Source organism: Pseudomonas sp. MYb541 (assembly GCF_037479595.1).
Lineage (GTDB): Bacteria > Pseudomonadota > Gammaproteobacteria > Pseudomonadales > Pseudomonadaceae > Aquipseudomonas > Aquipseudomonas canadensis.
This window is the reverse complement of the sequence record NZ_JBBGYS010000001.1, coordinates 13,696-36,373: the sequence shown is the minus strand read 5'-3', so window position 1 is coordinate 36,373 and position 22,678 is coordinate 13,696. Positions and strand designations below refer to the sequence as shown.

The following is a 22,678-nucleotide window of genomic DNA, read 5'->3' as shown; positions in this document are numbered from 1 at the left end:
CCTCTCAGTCACCACTGACGAACGGTCATCATTTCCCGTGAGCAAGGTCGCCGCCTGCGTTTTTGGAGGTGCCCTTGTGTGCCGATGAGCATCAACCGCCAGGTTCGCCTAGGCGACTTTCTTTTCACCGGAGAGTAACGAGGAATCCATGAAGGTTCTTGTAGCTGTCAAACGCGTTGTCGATTACAACGTGAAAGTTCGCGTCAAGGCGGACAATTCCGGCGTCGACCTTGCTAACGTCAAGATGTCGATGAACCCTTTCTGCGAAATCGCTGTGGAAGAAGCCGTCCGCCTGAAAGAGAAAGGCGTGGCGACTGAAATCGTCGTGGTTTCCATCGGCCCTACCACTGCTCAAGAGCAGCTGCGTACCGCCCTGGCACTGGGTGCCGACCGCGCCATCCTGGTCGAGTCCGCTGAAGAGCTAACCTCCCTGGCCGTGGCCAAGCTGCTCAAAGCCGTTGTCGACAAGGAACAGCCTCAGCTGGTGATCCTCGGCAAACAGGCCATCGACAGCGACAACAACCAGACCGGCCAGATGCTGGCTGCACTGACCGGTTACGGCCAGGGCACCTTCGCTTCCAAAGTCGAAGTGAGCGGCGACAGCGTAGCTGTAACCCGTGAAATCGACGGCGGCGCGCAGACCGTTTCCCTGAAGCTGCCGGCCATCGTCACCACCGACCTGCGTTTGAACGAGCCGCGCTACGCGTCCCTGCCAAACATCATGAAAGCCAAGAAGAAGCCGCTTGAGTCGGTTACTCCTGAAGCTTTGGGCGTTTCCACCGCCTCCACCAACAAGACCGTCAAGGTTGAAGCACCGGCTGCACGCAGCGCGGGCATCAAGGTCAAGTCGGTGGCCGAACTGGTCGAGAAACTGAAAAACGAAGCGAAGGTGATCTGATCATGACTATCCTCGTAATCGCCGAACACGATAACAAGGTGCTGGCCCCGGCCACCCTGAACACCGTGGCTGCCGCCGCTAAAATCGGTGGCGACATTCACGTGCTGGTCGCTGGCCAAGGCGCTGGCGCCGTGGCTGAAGCCGCTGCGAAAATCGCGGGCGTGAGCAAAGTCCTGAACGCTGACAACGCCGCCTACGCGCATCAGTTGCCAGAAAACGTTGCTCCGCTGGTAGCTGAGTTGGGCGCTGGCTACAGCCACATCCTGGCTGCTGCTACCTCCAACGGTAAAAACATCCTGCCACGCGTTGCCGCACAGTTGGACGTTGACCAGATCTCCGAGATCATCTCGGTTGAAAGCGCCGACACCTTCAAGCGCCCGATCTACGCCGGTAACGCCATCGCTACCGTACAGTCCAACGCTTCGGTCAAAGTCATCACCGTGCGTGCTACTGGTTTCGACCCGGTTGCCGCCGAAGGTGGTTCGGCTGCCGTTGAAGCCGTTGCGGCTGCCCACGACGCTGGCACTTCCAGCTTCGTAGGCGAAGAGCTGGCCAAGTCGGATCGTCCTGAGCTGACCGCTGCCAAGATCGTCGTTTCCGGCGGCCGTGGCATGCAGAACGGTGACAACTTCAAGCACCTGTACGCCCTGGCCGACAAGCTGGGCGCTGCGGTCGGCGCTTCCCGCGCAGCCGTTGACGCAGGTTTCGTACCCAACGACATGCAGGTCGGTCAGACCGGCAAGATCGTTGCGCCACAGCTGTACATCGCCGTCGGTATCTCCGGCGCGATCCAGCACTTGGCCGGTATGAAAGACTCCAAAGTGATCGTTGCGATCAACAAGGACGAAGAAGCGCCGATCTTCCAGGTCGCCGATTACGGCCTGGTGGCGGACTTGTTCGAAGCCGTCCCTGAGTTGGAGAAGCTGGTCTAATCCAGTCGCTTCACTTATAAAGAGCCCGGTCCTTGTGACCGGGCTTTTTTTTGACTTGGAGACACACGCCATGGAATTGCGCCCTTGGGCGGTACTGCTGGGCCTCACATTGCTGCCGACGCTGTCGCTGGCCGCCGGCAAATGCGATCGCCTGGTGATCACCGGCAGCCCGGACGCACCGCCGTTGCTCTGGCGCGACCCACAAGACCCCACGCACCTGATCGGCGCCACCGCCGATGTGTTGCAACAAGTGGGCAAGGACCTCGGCTTGAAAGTCGACCTGCTCTACGGTGGCAAACGCTCCCTGGCCCTGGAGGAAGTGCGCAGCGGGCGCATGGATATCCTCGCCGACGCGCCGCTGAACCTGGGTGAGCTGGAAACCCTCGACTACATCCACCCGGCGCTGGTGCAGCTCGACTACCTGGTGTGGACGCGCAAGGACTCGACGCTGGCCTATGCCACGGCCGCCGACCTGCACGGGCACAAAGGCGCAGTGTCGGAACGTGCGCGTTTGAGCGCGGCCTTCGAAACCTTCGCCGGTGAGCAACTGAGCCTGCAACGCCTGCCGTCGCTGACGCCGGCGTTCCAGAAACTGCTGCTGGGTGAAGTGGACTACGTGCTCGCCGGGCGTTATTCCGGTATGGCCATGGCGCAGACCTTGGGCATGAGCAACGACTTGGTTGCCCGCGATATTCCCATCGACCAGCCGGGCCTGTACCTGGCGATTTCCCACAACTCGGCCTGCAATGATCCGTGGCTGCGCGGACAGCTGGCCAAAAAGATGACAGAATTGCCCGCGTCCGGTGTGGCGCAAGCTGCGTTGCAGAGCAATCTGGAGCGCTGGAAAGCGCAATTGCAGCAACCCGTCGGCACCCCAACAAAGTAGGGATTTTCAGTGACTCTTCGACCTCTTTTCGCGGCCCTCGCCGTTGTCGCTCTGGCGGGATGTGCAGTCGATCCTGCGCCGAATGAACAAATGCGCCTCACCCAGCAAGCCTTGGAGCAAGCCAGTGCCGTGGGGGCCAACGCGGATGAATCGCCTGAATTGAAACTGGCTGAAGCCAAGTTCGCCCGGGCCAAGTCGAGCATGGCCGACCAATCCTACAAAAACGCACGTATGCGTTTCGAGCAAGCCGAACTGGATGCACGCCTGGCAGAAGCCCAAGTGCTGACCCGCAAGAGCCAGGAACAGTTGAACGTGCTCAACGCCCGCATCACCCGTCTGCGCAAGCAGTTGCAGTTGGGAGAAGCCCAATGAACCCGATGATCCGCGGTTTGAGCTGTGCGGTACTGTTGGGCACCACCGTGTTGGGCGGTTGCGCCAGCCATCCCGACAGCGAGCAGGCCTTGCAGCAGGCAGGTAACGACTTCCAGCAAGTCAAGGAAGACGCCAACGTGCTGCGTTTTGCGCCCAAGGACGTGATCCGCGCCGGTGAATCCCTGGCGCGCGCCGATCGCTTGTCCAGCTACTGGGGCAGCGGTGCCGATGTAGTGCATTACGCCTACCTGAGCCAGCGCTACAGCGCCATCGCCCGCGAACATACCGAACAGGCGCTCAACCAAGAGCGGGGTGTAAAGCTCGAACTGGAGCGCCAGCGCCTGCAGTTGGCCCTGCGTGAAAACAAGCTGATCAGCGTGCAGCAGCAGGGCAAATGGCTTGAAGAACAGATCGCCAGCCTGGCCACTACCCAGACCGATCGTGGCCTGGTGATGACCCTGGGCGATGTGCTGTTCGATACCGGTGAAGCAGAGCTGAAAAACTCGGCCAACCGCACGGTGCTGAAAATCGTACAGTTCCTGCAACTCAACCCCAAGCGCGTGGTGCGCATCGAGGGGTATGCCGACAATACCGGCGGCGAGCGCGAAAACCTCAAACTGTCGCGTGACCGCGCACAGTCGGTGGCGGATGTGCTGGTTGACCTGGGGATCGACGAAAAACGCATCCAGGTCGAGGGTTATGGCGACCAGTACCCGGTGGAGGCCAATGCTTCCGAGCGGGGCAGGGCGCAGAACCGTCGTGTGGAAATTGTGTTCTCCGACGAAAAAGGCCAACTCGGCGCAGCCCGATAAAGGCTTGCATCGATTTAACTGTGGGAGGGGGCTTGCCCCCGATGGCGGAGCGTCAGTCACCGAAGAGGTTGATTGAACCATCGCTATCGGGGGCAAGCCCCCTCCCACATTTGTTGGGTGTACACCCTCACAGTTTTTGCTGTCACTACAACGCGCGCTCGACTATTGTGGCAACTGTCCCCGTACACTTCTAAACTGTGCCGGTATGTTTCACACAAAAATAAAATACCCGTGAAATCGAGTGCTGCGTCATGACCAATCTGTTGCTTTACCAACGTATCGCCCAGCAACTGGCTGAGGATATCCGGCGCGGTGTCTATCAACCGGGCGAGCGCGTGCCTTCGGTGCGCAAGATGAGCTCGCAGTTGAACGTGAGCCACGCCACGGTGTTGCAGGCTTACGCCAACCTGGAAGACCAGGGGCTGATTCGGGCGCGGCCGCAGTCCGGCTATTACGTGCACCAGACGCCAGCACTCACCGCGCCGACGCCGGACATCGCCCGGGTCGAACGCCCGGGCCTGGTCACCCGCAGCAGTATCATCCAGCAGGTATTGGGCGAGTCGCGCCGCGAAGGAGTGTTCCCGCTGGGCGCCGCTGTGCCGAGCGTGGATTACCTGCCGGTACGCGCGCTGCACCAGCAGTTGGCCAAGGTCACGCGCTTCCAGAGCCCACGGGCATTCAGCTACATGTTCAGCCCCGGTTTCGAACCGCTGCGCCGCCAGGTGGCGATCCGCATGCGTGATGCAGGCGTGGTGGTGGACCCTTCCGAAGTGGTGATCACCCACGGTTGCGTCGATGCCTTGCAAATGTCGCTGCGCGTACTGACGCGGCCTGGCGACCTGATTGCCGCTGAATCACCGACCTATTACGGCTTGCTGCAATTGGCCGACCTGTTGGGCCTCAAAGTCATTGAGATCCCCAGCGACCCGTCCACCGGCATGAGCCTGGAAGCCCTGCAACTGGCGGCCAACCAATGGTCGATCAAGGCGCTGGTGCTGACCACGCGCTTGAGTAACCCGCTGGGCGGTACCATGCCCGAAGAACGGCAGAAACAGTTGCTGCGCCTGGCGTCGGACTTCGATATCCAGATTGTCGAGGACGATATCTACGGCGAGCTGATGTTCGAACTGGGCCGCACCAAGGCCCTGAAGGCCTATGATCGTCTGGATCGGGTGATCTATTGCTCCAGCTTTTCCAAGACGCTGTCTCCCGGCGTGCGCATCGGTTGGATGATTGCCGGCAAGTACCAGCAGGAGATTCAGCGCTTGCAGATGTTCAGCACCCACTCCGCGTGCAGCGTCACGCAGATGGGCGTCGCTGCGTACCTGGAAAACGGCGGTTACGACCGGCACCTGCGTTACATCCGCCAGGAGTACCGCAAGAACCTCAGCGCCTTCCAACTGGCCGTGCAGCAATATTTCCCGGAAGGCACCCAGATGACGCGTCCGACCGGCGGCTTCATCCTGTGGGTCAGTTTGCCCGGACGGGTCAATACCCAGGAACTGCACGTACGTGCACTGCAACAGGGCATCAGCATCGCGCCGGGGCTGATCTTCAGTAACACCGAGCAGTTCAACCACTGTATTCGCCTCAACTGCGGCACGCCGTGGAACCGCGAGGCAGAGCGGGCGCTGATGACGTTGGGGATGCTGGCGAGCCAGCTCTGCCAGGAAACCGCCGCCGGACTGTGACGCTCAGATAGGGGACAAATCCTATAGCAAGCTAATCACCGCGCTTGTCATGCCGCGCACAACAAGCGAGCATATGGCCCTCTGCCGTTAAAGCTGTAGGCAATATGACTTCGATTTTTCGTGCGGTTTTGGTGATTGGCCTGTTAAGCCTGTGCAACGTCGGCACAGCGCTGGCGGCGGCACCTGTGAGTGAAACCAAGCCCGTCGCCGGTACCGAGCAGAATACCCCCGCAAAAAAACCGGCCTCCGTAAAAAAAGCGCCAGCGGTGAAGAAACCCACTGCTGCCGCCAAAAAACGTGCGGCCAGTAAGTCCAAGGCGTCGCGCGAAGTGACGCAGACACAATTGCCACCGGCACAGTTGGACCTGTCGTTGCCGTCGGACATGGTCAGGCACTTGCAGCCCATCGGTACCATGCCCAAGCCCAAGAGTGTGCCCCTGCTGCCACCGATGTTTGGCGAGAAGCCCACCGACAACAGTGCCTTCCAGATCAACGGCCGCCTGCTCAGCAATGAGATGAAGCTGCAATTGCGCAACGAAGAACGGCGTGATGTGGAAGGTGCAGCGTTGGATTTCGAGTTCAAGCAGTAAACTTTTCCCACAAAGGTGACGTGGACCGCCGACCATGTGTCGGAGACTGGTCAGTCACTTTTGTTTTCTGCGAAAAACCCCTGTTAGACCATTTTAAAACGGCTGTTTTAGGGCGTACTCTAGCCCGGCCATCCACATTGAGTCGTCGAGGACCTGCTGGTCATGAATTGCCGTGAAGGCTGTGGCGCGTGCTGCATCGCCCCCTCCATCAGTTCGCCTTTACCCGGAATGCCACAGGGCAAACCGGCAGGCGTTCGCTGTGTGCACCTATCGGTCGAACTGTTATGTCAGATTTTCGGTCAGCCGGAGCGACCGGCGGTGTGCAGTGATTTCAAGGCGGATCTCGAGGTCTGCGGCACCGACCAGGCCGATGCAATCCGTTTGATCGGCTGGTGGGAGCAGATGACGGCGGCTTGATGGGCTTTACTATCGGAACTTCAACAATAAGGAATACAACAATGGGTTCGCTGAAACGAATGGCTGTGTTGTGCGGTTTTACGGTGTTGTTTGCTGCCACTGCCCAGGCTGAAGATTGGCAAGTCGCCAAGGACGAAGACGGTATCAAAGTGTCCCTGAGCGAGATTGCCGGCTCCAAATACAAGGCGTATCGCGGTGTGACCGTGATCAAGGCGCCGTTGGCAAAAATCGTCGCCCTCCAGGAAGACGTAGCCGGTGCCTGTGCCTGGATCCACGAGTGCAAATCCCAGAAGCTGGTCGACAAGAAAGGCGACGAGAGTTGGACCTACACCCAATTCAAAGCCCCGTTCCCCGTGACGGATCGTGATTCCTACCTGCATATCACCACCACCAAGGCGGCCGACGGCACGCTGACCCGTAAGCTGGAAGGCGTGCCGACCTACAAGCCGGAAGAAAAAGGCTACGTACGTGTCGCCCAGGTCGACGGCTTCTGGAAACTGGTGCCTAAAGGCGACAACCAGACCGAAGTCACCTACCAGGTGCACACCGAGCCAGGCGGCAGCGTGCCCTCGTGGTTGGCCAACAAGTTCGTGGTGGACGCGCCGTTTAACACCTTGAAAGCCTTGAAAGAACACGCTGAAAAGTAAGCGCAACTGATCAGGTGTCTCCTACCTTGGGTGGAACGTTTTCCGAGCCCCCAAGGTCCAGATAGAGGTAAGCCCACACATGGGTTTTATCGAGGAGGCACCGATGCAAAAGTGGCAGATTACCTTCGTTGATGATCACGGCGTGCAGTCCGTCGAGCAGTTCACCTGCGACCAGAAGCCCAGCCTCGAAGATGCGGCACACATGATTCGCAACAAGCTGGTGCCCGTCGCCGCCGAGCTCGACCTCAATGACCTCGAGGGCCGCAAGCCCGAACCGACGGTCAAGATCCTCAAAGACCAGAACAGTATCCAGATCCTCGACATCTCTCCCGCCGCCTGAACATTCCCTGTACACCATTAAAGCACCTCTGGTGGAGGTGATAGCTTCGCGCTACTCTGCAAGTGAGATCAGCGAATGAATCGCTAGTTCTGGTCTTGTCAGCTACATGCTTGTTTTCCAGCGGTGATGTTGTTGCCTTAGTCCCCACGCCAGTAGGGCGTGGGCTTCGGGAAGCACGGAAAGTCTATCCATCAATTCGAGGAGCACTTTTCATGAGCACAGCCTATCAAGAAGACATCAGCACCAACGTTCTGCGCCGCATGAAAGAGGGCGGCTTCGACTTCTCGCGTTTCCACCCCATCGAGTTCTACGCCATTTTCCCGGATGAGGAACGTGCGCGCAGGGCGGCGGGTGAGTTTCGTGGGGAATCCCTGAATGCCCAGGTCAGTGCGCGCGACGATGGCGCCTGGTACCTGGAGCTGAGCAAAATCATGTCCGCCACCTACGATGGCATTGGAGACTTTGAGCAAGACTTCGGGGCGGTGGTCGAGCCGCTGGGCGGGATCATCGAGGGATGGGGCGTGAAGCAGGAGGTGCGTGGGTTACCCATGTAGCAGCTTGAAGTATGAGAAACGCAGCGTATCGGCTGACCTTTGGGTCGGCCGATTTTGTTTGTGCCGTGGGAAAATTCTCGGAACTTGCGCGCTATTTTTACGCACCAAAAAAAAACCACCCAAGAGGGTGGCTTAAAGGGAAGAGCGGTTCGCTGAAGGCAGTTCAGCAGATGGGGCGATTATCCGTAGCTTGGGCCGGGCAGTGAAATCAACTCTGACTATGCTGTTGATAGTCAAAGCCCGCATTGCGATGAAGCGTCGGGCGGTGCACCGGGCATTCTGCGCACCAGGACGGTGCGGCTGGATTCTGGTTGTAATTCAACACACTGATTTTTAAGTGTTTATGCCGCTGGCACGGGCCTTGCGATGGTTCTAGCGCCCGGGTGACAAGGAGTTCGGCATGATCCGCACTTATTACGATGAAATGTACGATGGGGCAGGCCAGGTCCGGCCTCATTACCGCGAGTTCGCCCGCTGGTTGGCCGATACCCCAGATGATCTGCTGGCCCAACGCCGGCGCGAAGCCGATTTGCTGTTTCACCGTGCCGGGATCACCTTCACGCTTTACGGGGACGAGCAAGGCACCGAACGGTTGATTCCCTTCGACACCATCCCGCGCAGCATCCCCGCCAGCGAATGGCGGATTGTCGAGCGCGGTTGTATCCAACGGGTCAAGGCGCTGAACATGTTTCTCGCTGACCTGTATCACGAACAGCGCATCATCAAGGCCGGAATCATCCCCGCCGAACAGGTGCTGGCGAACGAGCAATACCAGTTGGCGATGCAGGGCCTGGACTTGCACCGCGACTTGTATTCCCACATCTCCGGCGTCGACCTCGTACGCGACGGTGATGGCACTTACTACGTGCTGGAGGACAACCTGCGTACACCGAGCGGCGTCAGCTACATGCTCGAAGACCGCAAGATGATGATGCGCCTGTTCCCCGAACTGTTCGCTGCCCAGCGCATCGCGCCTATCGACCACTACCCCAATTTGCTGCTCGATACCCTGAAAAGCTCAAGCCCCCTGGATAACCCCAGCGTGGTCGTGCTGACGCCGGGGCGCTTCAACAGCGCGTTCTTCGAACATGCCTTTCTCGCCCGAGAAATGGGCGTGGAACTGGTGGAAGGCGCCGATCTGTTCGTGCGTGATGACCGCGTCTTCATGCGCACCACCGACGGGCCCAAGGCCGTGGATGTGATCTACCGTCGCCTGGATGACGCGTTCCTCGATCCGTTGGCCTTCAACCCGGACTCCATGCTCGGCGTGCCCGGCCTGCTTGCAGCCTATCGCTCCGGCAATGTGGTGCTGGCCAATGCCATCGGCACCGGGGTGGCGGATGACAAGTCGGTGTACCCGTTCGTCACCGAGATGATCCGTTTTTACTTGGATGAAGAACCTATCCTGAAGAATGTTCCGACCTTCCAGTGCCGTAAGCCCGACGAATTGTCCCACGTGCTGGCCAACCTGCCCGACCTGGTGGTGAAGGAAACCCAGGGCTCCGGCGGCTACGGCATGCTGGTCGGTCCGGCGTCTACCGCCGCGGAAATCGAAGCCTTCCGCGCGCGCATCAAAGCCAAGCCCCATGCCTATATCGCCCAGCCGACCTTGTGTTTATCCACATGCCCGACCTTTGTCGAAAACGGCATCGCGCCGCGTCATATCGACCTGCGACCGTTCGTGTTGTCCGGCAAGGAAACCCGTGTGGTCCCCGGCGGCTTGACCCGCGTGGCGTTGCGCGAAGGCTCGCTGGTGGTCAACTCGTCCCAGGGCGGCGGCACCAAAGACACCTGGGTGGTCGAGGACTGATGCCATGTTGAGTCGAACTGCCTCGGATTTGTACTGGATGTCGCGCTACCTGGAACGTGCGGAAAACCTCGCACGCATGCTCGATGTCAGCTATTCGCTGTCGCTGATGCCCCAGGACGGGCGCGGTGATGGGCTGCACGAATTGGCCATGCCGCTGTTGATCACTGGCACCCTGGAGGATTACCACGAACGTCATGGCGAGTTGCACGCTGAACGCCTGTTGCACTTCTTCGCGCTGGATGCGGCCAACCCGGCCAGCATCTACAGCTGTCTGGGCGCGGCGCGGGCCAGCGCCCATGCGGTGCGTGGGCGAATTACCGCCGACATGTGGGAAAACATCAACGCGACCTGGCTGGATATTCGCGACATCGCCCAGCAGGGCTTGAGCCGCTATGGTATGAGCCGTTTCTGCGAGTGGGTAAAAGAGCGTTCCCATCTGTTTCGCGGCGCAACCTACGGCACCATCATGCGTAACGATGCGTTTCGCTTCATTCGCCTGGGCACTTTTATCGAGCGTGCCGACAACACGCTGCGCCTGCTGGACGCCCGCTATGAGATGGCGGGCGACCGCGCCGAAGCCGTCACCGATGGCACGGCCCACGCCTACTATCAATGGAGCGCCTTGTTGCGTGCGTTGTCGTCGTTCGAGGCCTACACCGAGATCTACCGCGATGCCCCCGGTGCCCGGCAAGTGGCGGAATTGTTGCTGCTGCGCGCCGATGTGCCGCGCTCGCTGCGTGCCTGCAGCGAAGAGATCGACCAGATCCTCGCCAGCCTACCCGGCCTCAATGGTCGGCCGGCCCAGCGCCTGGCCGCCGAGATGGACGCGCGCCTGCGCTTCACCGCCATCGATGAAATCCTCGAGGAAGGCCTGCACGCCTGGCTGACCGACTTTATCCCCTTGGTCCGCCAGTTGGGCGACGCCATCTACTTTTCCTACCTGGAGGCGGCATGAGACTCTCCATCAGCCACGAAACTACCTACCACTACGAAGACCAAGTGCGCGCCAGCATCCAGTACCTGCGCCTGACGCCCCACGACAGCGAACGCCAGCGCGTACTTAGCTGGCAGCTCGACCTGCCGCGCCCGGTGCGGGCGCAGGTGGACCCATTCGGCAACATCCTGCATGTGTTGACTCTGGACGAACCCCACGATGCCATCATCATCGGCGCCCGTGGTCAGGTGGATATCGACGAGTTGCGCGAGGCCGAACATGAGCACCAATCCGCATTCCCGTTTCTGCGTTGCACCCGCCTGACCGAACCCGATGAAGCCTTGCGCAGCTTTGCCGATCAGCAGTGCCATCAACGTCGTGATCGCACCGCGTTGATCGACTTGATGCACGCACTCAACCAGGCGATGGTCTACACGCCTGGCGCCACCGAAGTCGACACCTGCGCCGCCCAGGCCTTCGCTGGCCGCGCAGGCGTTTGCCAGGACCACACGCATGCGTTCCTGGCGTGTGCACGCAGCCTGGGGATTCCTGCGCGGTATGTGTCGGGGTATTTGTACTCGGAGGACAGCACGCACCTGGCCAGCCACGCCTGGGCCGAGGCCTGGCTGGAGGACGCCTGGTACAGCTTTGACGTGACCAACCAACTGGCGCGGCCGGAGCGGCATTTGAAGTTGGCGGTGGGATTGGACTACCTCGACGCCTGCCCAGTACGCGGCATGCGCCGTGGCGGCGGGCATGAGCAGATGCATGCCAAGGTGTTTGTGGCGCCGACACCGATGATCTCAGTCCAACAGCAATAACTGGGGTTGTTGTAGTGAGCGGGCTTGCCCCGCGCTGGGCTGCGAAGCGGCCCCAGTCAAGCAGAATGCGGTGTGTCAGGTATTTCCTGGGTGCCGGGTTTAGGGGCCGCTGCGCAGCCCAACGCGGGGCAAGCCCGCTCACCACAAGGGTTCCCCCCTCCCGATGTTTAAGGTTGCTGTTTACGCCCCGCCATATGCTTCAAGTAGCCCACCAACAAATCCAGCTCACCGTCCGGCAACACACTGGCAGCAAACGCCGGCATCTTCGCCTGCGGCCAATGCCGCAAGCTCTGCGGGTCGCGAATATAGCGCTTGAGGAAATCACCGCCAAAATACTCAGTGGGGTTATACGGAATGTTCAAATCCGGCCCCACCTGCGCATCGCCGGCGCCATTTAGGCGATGGCAAGCCAGGCAGTTTTTCTGGAACAGCACAAAGCCCTGGTTGATCGGGTCATTGGCTGCCAGTTTTGGATCGGGCAACAAAGCCGGAAAGCGCTCCGCGACCGTCTTCAACTGTTTGATCCCGGAGATCTGGAACGGCCACTGCTCAGGGCTGATGCGCCCGGCTTGCGGGTCAGTCCACACCAGGTAGAACGGCCCGGCACTCGGTTTGCCTTCCGCCAGTGCAGGCCATGGCTGGGCAGGATCTTCCACCGCCAGCCAGGCGCGTGCACCGTGGGTCTCCAGCAGCGGCGCAGCCGTGAGTTCGGCGGCGAAACCATCCAACGCAACGGCTTGCAGATGGCTTTCAGGTTTCAGTCCCGTTAGGAGTGCGGCCAAGGGCACTGCGCGATAATTCATGGTGCGCTTGTAGGAAACGTCATCGACGATCTGAACCGTTTGCGCCTGTGGATGCTTGAGCAGGTCAGCGGTCTGCCACGTCTTGCGGGTGTGGTCGAGTTCGATGGTCAATTTTGCTGCCGAAACGGGAAGCGCGATCAGCAAGGCGAGGAGGGCGAAGATCGGTTTCAAGAGGGAGGCCCGGTGTAAAGTGGCAATGACGCTCACGATACCGGAAATCGGCGCGCAAAAAGGCAGCCCCTGCAGGACCGCTATGCGCAATGTCCCGGCAGGTGCTGCCAAAAGCTGCAAACCCGGTGCTGTGAAGGCACGGAATGTGGGCGTTGAGGGATCACCCAATGACCTTGGTCAAATTGGGCAAGATCAGAATCAGTGTGGTGGCGAACAGAATGAGTCCCGCCTGACGTACTTTCGAATGTTTGAACATGGCTGACTGCCTTTTGTTGTTATTCCTGAGCGTCAAATGCGTGCCGGTTTTATTTCAGTATGGCGAGATGACGTGTCGCTTTTCTTACAGCCGCTCCAGCAAAACCCGGCAGCGACTTCCTACTGATTCAACCTTAGAGCCCTCGTTCTTCTTGGCTTAGACTCATTTCATATCAACTAATAAGCAATTCAGCTTAAAAAGGCATGAGGCATATCGCCATCTTGGCGCCAATGCCTTGGCTAGACAGCTAAAACGATTAACCCGGCAATTAGCTTAGGACACTACCGTTCGTCCGAGCGAGGGGGTCAAAAGCAATGAGCGCATCCGTCATTGAAACCGTGTCAATCGGGCCTAAGGTAGAGGCACACATGCACAGCGGTTCGAGGACGTCATGACCCAAGCTTTGATCTTTGATGCGATACGCACGCCCCGTGGCAAAGGCAAGGCCGACGGTGCCTTGCACAGCGTCAAGCCGGTGAACCTGGTGGCCGGCCTGCTCACTGCGCTGGCCCGGCGCAGTGACCTCGACACCCACCAGGTGGACGACATCGTGCTCGGCTGCGTGACCCCGATCGGCGATCAGGGCGCCGACATCGCCAAGACTGCCGCCCTGGCTGCGGACTGGGACATCAGCGTCGCCGGTGTGCAGATCAACCGCTTTTGCGCGTCGGGCCTGGAAGCCGTCAACCTGGGCGCAATGAAAGTGCGCTCCGGCTTCGAAGACCTGGTGGTGGTCGGTGGCGTCGAGTCCATGTCCCGTGTGCCCATGGGCAGTGATGGCGGCGCCTGGGTGCTCGATCCGCAGACCAATATGCACAGCCACTTCACTCCTCAGGGCATCGGCGCGGACCTGATTGCGACCCTGGAAGGTTTTACCCGTGAAGACGTCGACACTTTCGCCCTACATTCCCAACAGAAAGCGGCCAGGGCGCGTGCGGAAGGTTCCTTCAATAAATCGTTGATCGCGGTGCAGGACCAGAACGGTATTGTGCTGCTGGACCATGACGAATTCATCCGGGGCGATTCGACCCTGGAAGGTCTGGGCAAGCTCAAGCCCAGCTTTGAAATGATGGGGCAGATGGGCTTCGACGCCACCGCGTTGCGGGTCTACAGCCATGTGGAGCGCATCCACCATGTGCACACGCCGGGCAACAGCTCCGGCATCGTCGATGGCGCCGCGTTGATGTTGATCGGCTCCGAGGCCAAGGGCCGCGAACTGGGCCTGCAACCCCGTGCGCGTATCGTCGCCACGGCGGTCACCAGTACCGACCCGACCATCATGCTCACCGGCCCCGCGCCCGCTACGCGCAAGGCCCTGGCCAAGGCCGGGTTGCGCGTCGAAGACATCGACCTGTTCGAGGTCAACGAAGCCTTTGCTTCGGTGGTACTCAAGTTCATCAAGGACATGCGCATCGACGCGGCGCGGGTCAACGTGAATGGCGGCTCCATCGCCATGGGCCACCCGCTGGGTGCCACCGGTTGCGCCATCCTCGGCACCTTGCTCGACGAACTGGAAGTGCGCCAGCAGCGCTACGGCCTGGCCACCTTGTGTGTCGGCGGTGGCATGGGCATCGCCACCATTATCGAACGCCTCTGAGCCCAAGGAATTTGTCATGACCCAAGCTATTCGTTACGAAAAAGGCCAGGACGGCGTCGTGGTGCTGACCCTCGATATGCCCGGCCAGAGCGCCAACACCATGAACGGCGCGTACCGCGAGGCCATGGCGGCCACGGTGGAGCGGCTGGAGGCGGAAAAAGACAGCTTTGCCGGGGTGGTGATTACCTCGGCCAAAAAGACATTTTTTGCCGGCGGCGACCTCAATGAACTGATCGCGGTCGACAAGGCCCACGCCAAGGATTTCTACGACGGCGTGCTAGTACTGAAAGCGCAACTACGCCGGCTGGAAACCCTCGGCAAACCGGTAGTGGCCGCCATCAATGGCGCGGCTTTGGGGGGCGGCTGGGAGATTTGCCTGGCATGCCATTACCGCGTGGCGCTGGACGACAAATCGGTGCAGCTTGGCTTGCCGGAAGTCACTCTGGGCCTGCTGCCGGGCGGCGGTGGGGTGGTGCGCATGGTGCGCATGCTCGGGTTGGAAAAGGCCTTGCCGTATCTGCTCGAAGGCAAGAAGGTCCGGCCGCAACAGGCGCTGCAAGCCGGGCTGGTGCATGAGCTGGCGGCGGATCGCGATGAACTGCTGGCCAAGTCCCGCGCCTGGATCCTGGCCAATCCGAATGCCAAGCAACCGTGGGACAACAAGGCTTACCAGATTCCCGGTGGTACACCATCGAGCCCGAAAGTTGCGCAGATGCTGGCGATTGCGCCTTCGATTTTGCGCAGTAAAACCCAGGGCTGTTTCCCCGCTCCGGAGAAAATCCTCTGCGCCGCCGTCGAAGGCGCCCAAGTGGATTTCGACACCGCACACCTGATCGAAACGCGCTATTTCACCGAGCTGGTGACGGGGCAAGTGGCGAAGAACATGATCGGCACGTTCTGGTTCCAGCTCAATGAGATCAACGCAGGCAGTTCTCGGCCGCAAGGTTTTGCGCCCAACGTTACACGCAAAGTCGGCGTGCTCGGTGCCGGGATGATGGGCGCAGGCATCGCTTACGTCAGCGCCAGCGCGGGAATTGAGGTGGTGCTCAAGGACATCAATCTTGCGGCCGCCGAGAAAGGCAAGGCGCATTCGGCGGCGTTGCTGGACAAGAAAGTCAGCCGTGGGCAACTGACCGCCGAACAGCGGGAAACCACGTTGGCGCGGATTCTTCCTACGGCCAGTGATGACGACCTGGCCGGTTGCGACCTGATCATCGAAGCGGTGTTCGAAGACCGCGAACTCAAGGCCAAGGTCTCAGCCGCCGCGCAACACGTGGTCGGCGCCGACGCCGTGATCGCCTCCAACACCTCCACCTTGCCCATCAGCGGCCTGGCCACGGCGGTGCCGGATCAAGCCAAGTTCATCGGCCTGCATTTTTTCAGCCCGGTGGACAAGATGTCCCTGGTGGAAATCATCAAGGGTTCCCACACCAGCGACGAAACCCTGGCCCGTGGTTTCGATTTCGTGCTGCAAATCAAGAAAACCCCGATCGTGGTCAACGACAGCCGTGGCTTCTTCACTTCGCGAGTGTTTGGCACTTTCACCAACGAAGGCATCGCCATGCTCGGCGAAGGAGTGGCCGCGCCGATGATCGAGACCGAAGCGCGCAAAGCCGGCATGCCGGTGGGGCCGCTGGCGGTGTCGGATGAAGTTTCCCTCAGCCTGATGAGCCATATAAGGCAGCAAACGGCTAAGGATCTGCAGGCAGAAGGCAAGGCTGTGCCGACGCATCCGGCAACGGCGGTGATCGATCTGTTGGTCAACGAATACAAACGCGTGGGCAAGGCGGCGGGGGGCGGTTTTTATGAATATCCCAACGGTGGACAGAAATACCTTTGGCCAGAGCTGAAAAGCCGCTTTGAACGGCCCGACCAACGTATCTCGCCACAGGATGTGCGCGACCGCCTGCTGTTTATCCAGGCCATCGAGACCGTGCGTTGCGTGGAGGAGGGTGTGTTGATGTCTACGGCGGACGCGAACGTGGGGTCGATTTTCGGCATTGGCTTTGCGGCCTGGAGCGGCGGCGCGCTGCAGTTCATCAACCAATATGGGCTGAACGACTTCATTGCCCGCGCTCGCTACTTGGCTGAGCAATATGGCGAACGCTTCACGCCACCGGCGTTGTTGCTGGAGAAAGCGGCGCAAGGTGACGTGTTCCGGTGAAGCAGGAGGGGCTTGCCTTGAAGGGGTATTTCAAGGCAGGCTCTGGGGTGTGCAATATTCCCATCACCGTGTCAGGTATTTTTTATGTCGCTACGCGTCTGTATCCTGGAAACCGATATCCTGCGTCCAGGCTTGATCGATCAATACCAAGGGTACGGGCAGATGTTCAAGCGCCTGTTCGCCAAGCAGCCCATTCCCGCCGAGTTTGTCGTGTACAACGTGGTGAACGGCGAATACCCGTCGGACGATGAAGTGTTCGATGCCTACCTAGTGACCGGCAGCAAGGCCGATTCCTTTGGAACGGACCCTTGGATCCAGACCCTCAAGACCTACCTGCTCGAACGTTATGAGCGCGGCGACAAGCTGCTCGGCATCTGCTTCGGTCACCAACTGCTGGCACTGTTGCTCGGCGGCAAGACCGAACGCGCCGGCCAAGGCTGGGGTATGGGCATCCACGACTATAAGCTGGATGCCAAGACGCCGTGGATGAGCCCGGAAGTGGAAGAACTGACGCTACTGATCAGCCACCAGGACCAGGTGACCACGCTGCCGGACAATGCCAAGGTCATTGCCTCCAGCGCATTTTGCCCGTTTGCGGCGTACCACATCGGTGACCAGGTCCTGTGCTTCCAGGGGCACCCAGAATTTGTTCACGACTATTCTCGCGAGTTGCTGGAGATTCTTCAGACGACGTTGGGCGAAAAGGTCTACACAAACGGCGTGGCCAGCCTGGAGCGCGACCACCACGGCGCAACCGTGGCGGAATGGATGATGCGTTTCGTTGCGCACAAGCCAGAGGCCCAGGTTTAAAGCCAGCCCGAACGCTTGAAACTGGCCCACAGGCTGGTGCAACCCACCGCAATAAACCCGAGTACCGCAAAATAGCCGTAGTGCCATTGCAGCTCGGGCATGTTCTGGAAGTTCATCCCGTAAATCCCTGCCACTGCGGTGGGGAACGCCAGGATCGCCGCCCATGCGGCGAACTTGCGCTGCACCACACTCTGGCGTGACGCCTCCAGCAGCACACCGATCTCGATGGTCTGGCTGGCGATATCGCGCAGGGTGGTCAGGTCTTCCATCTGCCGCGTCACGTGGATCTGCACATCACGGAAATACGGGCGCATGTTCTTGTCGATAAACGGAAAGCTGAGTTTCTGCAGCTCCTGGCTGATCTCCACCATCGGCGCCACGTAGCGCTTGAGCCGCAGCACGTCGCGGCGCAGGCCGTGGATTTTCTGGATATCACGCTCGCTCAACGAACTGCACAGCACATTGCGCTCCAGCTCATCGATCTCGGCATGGATCGCTTCGCTCACCGGCTGGTAGTTCTCGGTGACGAAATCCAGCAGCGCATAGAGTACGAAATCTTCCCCATGCTCCAGTAACAGTGGACGCGCCTCACAGCGCTGGCGCACAAAACCGTAGGACGCCGAGTGACCGTTGCGGGCGGTAATGATGTAGCCGTTGCCGGCAAAGATATGCGTCTCGATAAACTCCAGCTTGCCGTTCTCGCGCACTGGTGAATAGGTGACGATAAACAGCGCATCGCCGAAGGTTTCCAGCTTGGGGCGGCTGTGTTTTTCCAGGGCGTCTTCGATGGCCAGTTCATGCAGGTTGAACTGGCGTTGCAGGTTGGCCAGTTCCTGGGCATCGGGTTCTTCCAGGCCGATCCATACAAAGTGATCGGGTTTGGCGGCCCAGGCCGCGCCTTCATCGAGGGTGATATCCGTGACTTTCTTACCGGCGCTATAGACGGCGGCCGCAACAACTCTACCCATGGTGCTGATCGCTTCTTATTGGGAGGACAGGTGTTGGGCAGCTTAGCCTGAATGGCGTTCCGTCGTAGCGGCAAGCTTTTTTGTGGTGAGCGAGCTTGCTCGCGCTGGGTGCGAAGCGCCCCCAGAATGTTCAGACAGCCCGCAACTCGCGGTCCATCTGCGCGATGCATTCATCCATCTGCACATGACACGCCTGCATCAACGCCGGTATGTCATCCGCAGTCATCCCAATGGTAGGAATCGGCGGCAATGACCGTATGAGCACATCCCCACTGTTCCAGCGATTGAGCTGCATATGTGTCACGTAATTGCTGACACACACCTGCACGATCGGCACACCGGCCGCAATCGCCATATGGAACGCGCCTTTCTTGAACGGCAGCAAGCCCTTGCCCAGATTGCGCGTGCCTTCCGGGAACACCCAGATCGACGTGTCTTCATGCTGCAAAGTGTGAGTCGTGGTGAGCATCGCGCGGCGAGCTTTGTGCGCATTGCCTCGGTCGATCAGCACGTTGCCCGCCAGCCAGAACAACTGACCGAACAGCGGCACCCACTTCAGGCTTTTCTTGGCGATGCACACGGTGCGGTAGGGCACCACGTTGCCGAACACAAACAGGTCATAATTGGACTGGTGGTTGGCGATGATCACGCAGGTGCCAGGCTTGTTGCGCAGCGAGTCCACATCGGCTTTCACGTTCAGGCGCAGAATCCACATGGCCGGTAGCGCATAGAGACGAGCACACAGGCGACTGTTGTCCGGATTGAACGGTCGACACAGACCGACCAGCACGCCCAGTACACCGGCGAGCATAAAGTGCAGGCCCATCAACAACATACGCAGCAGAAAAAGCATCGACACGGCCTATCCGGACAAAAGGTGGCGCAGTGTACGGATGTGCACTGTATTCGGCAATTACCCCTGTAGAGGTAGGAGATAGCCGATGTTTAAGAGCATGTTTCAACATCTATCGACACGGGCAGGCTAGAGCGGCTAAAGATGATTCGGATTTATTTGTAAGAAAAAGCCCGACTCAAGGTCGGGCTCTGACATATCAGGGGTAGGACTTAGTTAAGGATATGCCCTTGGTCCAGGATGATTGCATCGTCCAAGGCCTCCAGAAGCTCTTTACGCACCTTCAACTTGGTGTGCTTGTGCGCATTCATGTTCAGCTTCTTCAACTGACGTGCCGCCTCCAGCGCAGCCGCATGCAATTCCTCTGGTGCCACCACCTTATCGAGGAAACCGGCTTGTAACGCGCCCTGCGGGTCAAACATCTCGGCATTGATCACCGAACGATGGAAGGCCGACTTCCGCAAACGATCCCGCGCCAGCTCGATACCGGCGTGGTGCATGGTCATACCGATTGCCACCTCGTTCAGGCCAATGCTGAACGGGCCTTCCACGCCAATCCGATAATCCGCCGACAACAGCAGGAACGCACCCTTGGCCACCGCATGCCCAGGGCACGCCACAATCACCGGGAACGGGTGCGACAACAGACGACGCGCCAAGGTCGAACCGGACGTTACCAGGCCGATCGCCTCTTTAGGACCGGCGGTCATCACCTTCAAATCATAACCACCCGACAGAATCCCCGGCGTGCCGGTGATCACCACCACCGCCCGGTCCTTCTCGGCCTGATCCAGCGCTTCATTAAAGGCACTGACCACCGCCGGAGAAATGGCATTTACCTTGCCGTTGCTCAAGGTCAGGGTCGCGATACCGTCTTCGAGGTGGTAGGCAATCAACTCACTCATGACGCGGTTCCTTGTAGGACTTGTTATAGAAGTATGCAGCAGACGTTACCCACCACGCCCGCCCCGGTAAAGCGCTGTGACTGACTGGCCAGTCAGGGTTTTCCCCTGCACCGGGCGTGGGAATGCCAGACGCAGGGCGCAATCACCGTCCCAGACGCACACCGCCGATGCCTGAGAATGGCACAATCACCACCCCTTGCCGGGCGTTAAACGGCATAACGGGCTAACCGCATGAATATTCTGAAAAAAACCTTTGCCATCAGAAAGGCTTTCGACTACATTAGCGCGCCTCGACAGACTGAACTGGTTTGACGAGATACGGTGAAGTGTCCGAGTGGCTTAAGGAGCACGCCTGGAAAGTGTGTATACAAGAAATTGTATCGAGAGTTCGAATCTCTCCTTCACCGCCAAATTCGATGTAAACAAAACCCCTGGTTTCGAGAGAAACCAGGGGTTTTGTTGTTTCAGGGGTATGACAGCCTTTAGGCAGCAAGCTCAACGCTTCAGGCCTGCACGTACACCCAAGCCCTGAGCAGCGTTATGCTATTTACGATATAGCGATAGGACAGGGCACCCAAGGGAATTTGCTAGAAATGCAGCCAGGCCAGGCTACCCAATACTACTGCCATACCGCCTGCTGCATACGACATCCGCTTCAACCATTCCCGCCGCGTCAGCAAGGTAATCGCTGCCAACGAAATCGCGATCTGAATCGCGGTCATTGCCTGGGCCCAGCGATGATGCTGGTGCAGCGCCTGTTCCGATTTTTCATCCCATTCCTTTGACGTGGCTTCAAGCTTCTCGGCCTGTTTGCGCACGTCTTCCTTCTGGTTCTTGTAGCGCTCGATTTCTTCCTTGTAATGCACCGCGTCCACACCGGGAATGTGAGTGGCCAGTTCCGCGAGGTTTTGCCGGCTGGACTTGGCCTGGTAGTAGTTCCATTGGTTGGCCGCTTCGGTCTTGAAGATGGCGGCGTTGTTCTTGTCCATCGCCGCTTCGCTTTCGGTCGAGCCGGCCTGGTAGCTGAGCATGGCGCCGAGGGTGGCCATGAGGGCGGTCATCACGGCGATGCGGCTGGCGAAATTGTCGCCGCGGCCGTGGGCGTGTTCGGTGGTGTGTTCGAGGTGTTTTTCGTGGGGGCTTGGGACTTCGAAGGCTTCGGACATGGGGGCGTCTGTGAAGGGGATGAGGGAGTCTGATTCTTTACCAATGAAGCTGTCTCAAGCCTGTACATAACGCCGGATCAACCATCCGTATACTGCGATGTTGATCACCAGCACCAACGCGCCCAGGCCCAACTGGATCTGCGGAGTCAGGCCGGCGGGGTAGATCAGCGTGAGAATGTAATGCTCGATAAATCCACCGCCATAGCCGTCCTGCCCGGCGAGGTGACGAAACAGGTTCTCCCAGCGGGTCAGTGGGCAGGGCAGGTGAAACACTTCGACCGCCACGCCCCATGCCGCGGCGGGCAGGTGCAGCCAGATCGCCGGGCGCCATTTCAGCGCAAGCAACCCGCCGAACAGGACAAAGAGGATGAAGCTCAAGTGAAATAGCACGAGGCTGTCGGCAGCTAGACGGTAAAGCATTGCGGGTACTTTGAAAGGTGAGGTTCACAGTCTAAAGGGTTGCTTGCTGACAAGTGTGACCGTTATTGTGCTGAATCCTTTTAGTCCTTCCCCCCAAGGATCTGTTTTGATGAACGCACCGCGTAGAGTCGGCCCAATCAAGGCTGTGATTTTCGATATGGACGGGTTGTTGCTGGACACTGAAGGCATCTACACCGAAGTCACACAGATCATCGCTGAACGCTACGGCCGCACCTACGATTGGGGCATCAAGCAGCACATCATCGGGCGCGGCGCCCAGGATTTGGCTGACTACGTGGTGAAGGCGCTGGATCTTCCGATCACGCCCGCCGAATTCCTGACGATCCGTGAACCGCTGATGAGCGAGCGCTTCCCAAAAGCCTTGGGCATGCCCGGCGCTGAAGCCTTGGTGCGGCACTTGAAGGCACATAACATCCCGATTGCCGTGGGCACCAGTTCGTCGCGCAATTCGTTTGGCCACAAGACCACCTTGCACCGCGAATGGTTTGGCCTGTTCGACACCATCGTCACTGCTGACGACCCGGAAGTCGGCGCCGCTAAACCTGCGCCGGACATCTTCCTCACCGCCGCCCGCCGCCTGAGCGTTGCGCCCGAGGATTGCCTGGTGTTCGAGGATTCGCCGTTTGGCGTCACCGCCGCCAAGGCTGCGCACATGACCGCTATCGCCGTACCGGATGAAGCCATGGCCGACAGCAAATACCACCATGCCGACCAGATCATCCGCAAGCTTGCGGACTTCGATCTGGCAGCCTACGGCCTGCCCCCTCGACCTTGACTGATCGCGGTTAAAAATGTGGGAGGGGGCAAGCCCCTCCCACATTTGATTTGCGGTGTTCAGGA

Annotated in this window: 24 protein-coding genes and 1 tRNA gene; 19 read left to right on the top strand and 6 right to left on the bottom strand. The window is 59.4% G+C overall.

From position 1 onward, the window contains the following. Positions 1–148 precede the first annotated feature (148 nt). From WH299_RS00200 to WH299_RS00135, 14 genes are all read left to right on the top strand, one after another. On the top strand, positions 149–898 hold the full coding sequence (locus WH299_RS00200) for an electron transfer flavoprotein subunit beta/FixA family protein (protein WP_028617555.1): 750 nt from the start codon (positions 149–151) through the stop codon (positions 896–898). A gap of 2 nt (positions 899–900) precedes the next feature. Continuing rightward, entirely contained in the window at positions 901–1,830 is a 930-nt protein-coding gene (locus WH299_RS00195; RefSeq protein ID WP_028617554.1) for an electron transfer flavoprotein subunit alpha/FixB family protein, read from the top strand. A gap of 70 nt (positions 1,831–1,900) precedes the next feature. Continuing rightward, positions 1,901–2,716 (top strand): substrate-binding periplasmic protein, encoded by an 816-nt coding sequence (locus tag WH299_RS00190; RefSeq protein ID WP_122726480.1) that lies wholly within the window; start codon positions 1,901–1,903, stop codon positions 2,714–2,716. Between the two features lie 9 nt (positions 2,717–2,725). Then, positions 2,726–3,088, top strand: a complete 363-nt coding sequence (locus WH299_RS00185; RefSeq protein ID WP_122726482.1) for a DUF4398 domain-containing protein — start codon at positions 2,726–2,728, stop codon at positions 3,086–3,088. Beyond that, complete coding sequence (locus tag WH299_RS00180) at positions 3,085–3,900, top strand: OmpA family protein (protein WP_339549354.1); 816 nt, start codon at positions 3,085–3,087, stop codon at positions 3,898–3,900. Before WH299_RS00185 ends, WH299_RS00180 begins: the two co-directional genes overlap by 4 nt. A gap of 251 nt (positions 3,901–4,151) precedes the next feature. Next, the gene (locus tag WH299_RS00175; protein ID WP_015885400.1) at positions 4,152–5,591 is read left to right on the top strand and encodes an aminotransferase-like domain-containing protein; all 1,440 of its coding nucleotides are present in this window, start codon (positions 4,152–4,154) and stop codon (positions 5,589–5,591) included. A 104-nt stretch (positions 5,592–5,695) separates the two neighbouring features. Next, complete coding sequence (locus WH299_RS00170; protein WP_126570526.1) at positions 5,696–6,181, top strand: translation initiation factor 2; 486 nt, start codon at positions 5,696–5,698, stop codon at positions 6,179–6,181. Between the two features lie 162 nt (positions 6,182–6,343). Next, on the top strand, positions 6,344–6,598 hold the full coding sequence (locus WH299_RS00165; protein ID WP_016979374.1) for a YkgJ family cysteine cluster protein: 255 nt from the start codon (positions 6,344–6,346) through the stop codon (positions 6,596–6,598). A gap of 41 nt (positions 6,599–6,639) precedes the next feature. Further along, the gene (locus WH299_RS00160; RefSeq protein WP_028617550.1) at positions 6,640–7,245 is read left to right on the top strand and encodes an START domain-containing protein; all 606 of its coding nucleotides are present in this window, start codon (positions 6,640–6,642) and stop codon (positions 7,243–7,245) included. A gap of 103 nt (positions 7,246–7,348) precedes the next feature. Beyond that, positions 7,349–7,585 carry a hypothetical protein gene (locus WH299_RS00155; RefSeq protein ID WP_015885396.1) on the top strand — a complete coding sequence of 79 codons (237 nt, stop codon included), beginning with the start codon at positions 7,349–7,351 and terminating at the stop codon, positions 7,583–7,585. Positions 7,586–7,797: 212 nt separating this feature from the next. Further along, a complete protein-coding gene (locus tag WH299_RS00150) occupies positions 7,798–8,139 on the top strand; it encodes a ribonuclease E inhibitor RraB (protein ID WP_010208429.1) in 342 nt (113 codons plus the stop codon). A 400-nt stretch (positions 8,140–8,539) separates the two neighbouring features. Continuing rightward, on the top strand, positions 8,540–9,949 hold the full coding sequence (locus WH299_RS00145; RefSeq protein ID WP_028617549.1) for a circularly permuted type 2 ATP-grasp protein: 1,410 nt from the start codon (positions 8,540–8,542) through the stop codon (positions 9,947–9,949). Positions 9,950–9,953: 4 nt separating this feature from the next. Further along, positions 9,954–10,904, top strand: coding sequence for an alpha-E domain-containing protein (locus WH299_RS00140; RefSeq protein WP_339549352.1), 951 nt, complete (start codon positions 9,954–9,956; stop codon positions 10,902–10,904). Continuing rightward, the gene (locus WH299_RS00135; RefSeq protein WP_338575924.1) at positions 10,901–11,704 is read left to right on the top strand and encodes a transglutaminase family protein; all 804 of its coding nucleotides are present in this window, start codon (positions 10,901–10,903) and stop codon (positions 11,702–11,704) included. The genes WH299_RS00140 and WH299_RS00135 overlap by 4 nt, the downstream gene beginning before the upstream one ends. Positions 11,705–11,871: 167 nt before the next feature. Here the strand turns inward: WH299_RS00135 and WH299_RS00130 are convergent, their stop codons facing one another. Continuing rightward, on the bottom strand, positions 11,872–12,678 hold the full coding sequence (locus tag WH299_RS00130; RefSeq protein ID WP_126570528.1) for a c-type cytochrome: 807 nt from the start codon (positions 12,676–12,678) through the stop codon (positions 11,872–11,874). Between the two features lie 647 nt (positions 12,679–13,325). On the opposite strand from WH299_RS00130, the gene WH299_RS00125 reads away from it, so the two are divergent. From WH299_RS00125 to WH299_RS00115, 3 genes are all read left to right on the top strand, one after another. After that, positions 13,326–14,531 carry an acetyl-CoA C-acetyltransferase gene (locus tag WH299_RS00125; protein ID WP_323624129.1) on the top strand — a complete coding sequence of 402 codons (1,206 nt, stop codon included), beginning with the start codon at positions 13,326–13,328 and terminating at the stop codon, positions 14,529–14,531. A gap of 16 nt (positions 14,532–14,547) precedes the next feature. Next, entirely contained in the window at positions 14,548–16,695 is a 2,148-nt protein-coding gene (locus WH299_RS00120) for a 3-hydroxyacyl-CoA dehydrogenase NAD-binding domain-containing protein (RefSeq protein ID WP_339549351.1), read from the top strand. Positions 16,696–16,779: 84 nt separating this feature from the next. Beyond that, on the top strand, positions 16,780–17,505 hold the full coding sequence (locus tag WH299_RS00115; RefSeq protein ID WP_122726497.1) for an amidotransferase: 726 nt from the start codon (positions 16,780–16,782) through the stop codon (positions 17,503–17,505). On the opposite strand, the gene WH299_RS00110 is transcribed toward WH299_RS00115, so the two are convergent. The 3 genes from WH299_RS00110 to WH299_RS00100 form a co-directional block, all read right to left on the bottom strand. Further along, positions 17,502–18,473, bottom strand: coding sequence for a magnesium and cobalt transport protein CorA (locus WH299_RS00110; RefSeq protein ID WP_016979227.1), 972 nt, complete (start codon positions 18,471–18,473; stop codon positions 17,502–17,504). The genes WH299_RS00115 and WH299_RS00110 overlap by 4 nt on opposite strands. Positions 18,474–18,603: 130 nt before the next feature. Continuing rightward, a complete protein-coding gene (locus tag WH299_RS00105) occupies positions 18,604–19,326 on the bottom strand; it encodes a 1-acylglycerol-3-phosphate O-acyltransferase (protein ID WP_122726499.1) in 723 nt (240 codons plus the stop codon). Positions 19,327–19,538: 212 nt separating this feature from the next. Next, positions 19,539–20,231: a crotonase/enoyl-CoA hydratase family protein gene (locus WH299_RS00100; protein ID WP_123474551.1), complete on the bottom strand. Its 693-nt coding sequence runs from the start codon at positions 20,229–20,231 to the stop codon at positions 19,539–19,541. Positions 20,232–20,551: 320 nt separating this feature from the next. Here WH299_RS00100 and WH299_RS00095 point away from each other — a divergent pair. Beyond that, positions 20,552–20,641 (top strand) — tRNA-Ser (locus WH299_RS00095). A gap of 177 nt (positions 20,642–20,818) precedes the next feature. Here the strand turns inward: WH299_RS00095 and WH299_RS00090 are convergent. Together WH299_RS00090 and WH299_RS00085 are read right to left on the bottom strand one after the other, a co-directional pair. After that, positions 20,819–21,397, bottom strand: a complete 579-nt coding sequence (locus WH299_RS00090) for a DUF4337 family protein (RefSeq protein ID WP_122726503.1) — start codon at positions 21,395–21,397, stop codon at positions 20,819–20,821. Positions 21,398–21,451: 54 nt separating this feature from the next. After that, complete coding sequence (locus WH299_RS00085; RefSeq protein ID WP_123474549.1) at positions 21,452–21,817, bottom strand: DUF2784 domain-containing protein; 366 nt, start codon at positions 21,815–21,817, stop codon at positions 21,452–21,454. A gap of 109 nt (positions 21,818–21,926) precedes the next feature. On the opposite strand from WH299_RS00085, the gene WH299_RS00080 reads away from it, so the two are divergent. After that, positions 21,927–22,613 (top strand): HAD-IA family hydrolase, encoded by a 687-nt coding sequence (locus WH299_RS00080; protein WP_339549349.1) that lies wholly within the window; start codon positions 21,927–21,929, stop codon positions 22,611–22,613. Positions 22,614–22,678 lie beyond the last annotated feature (65 nt).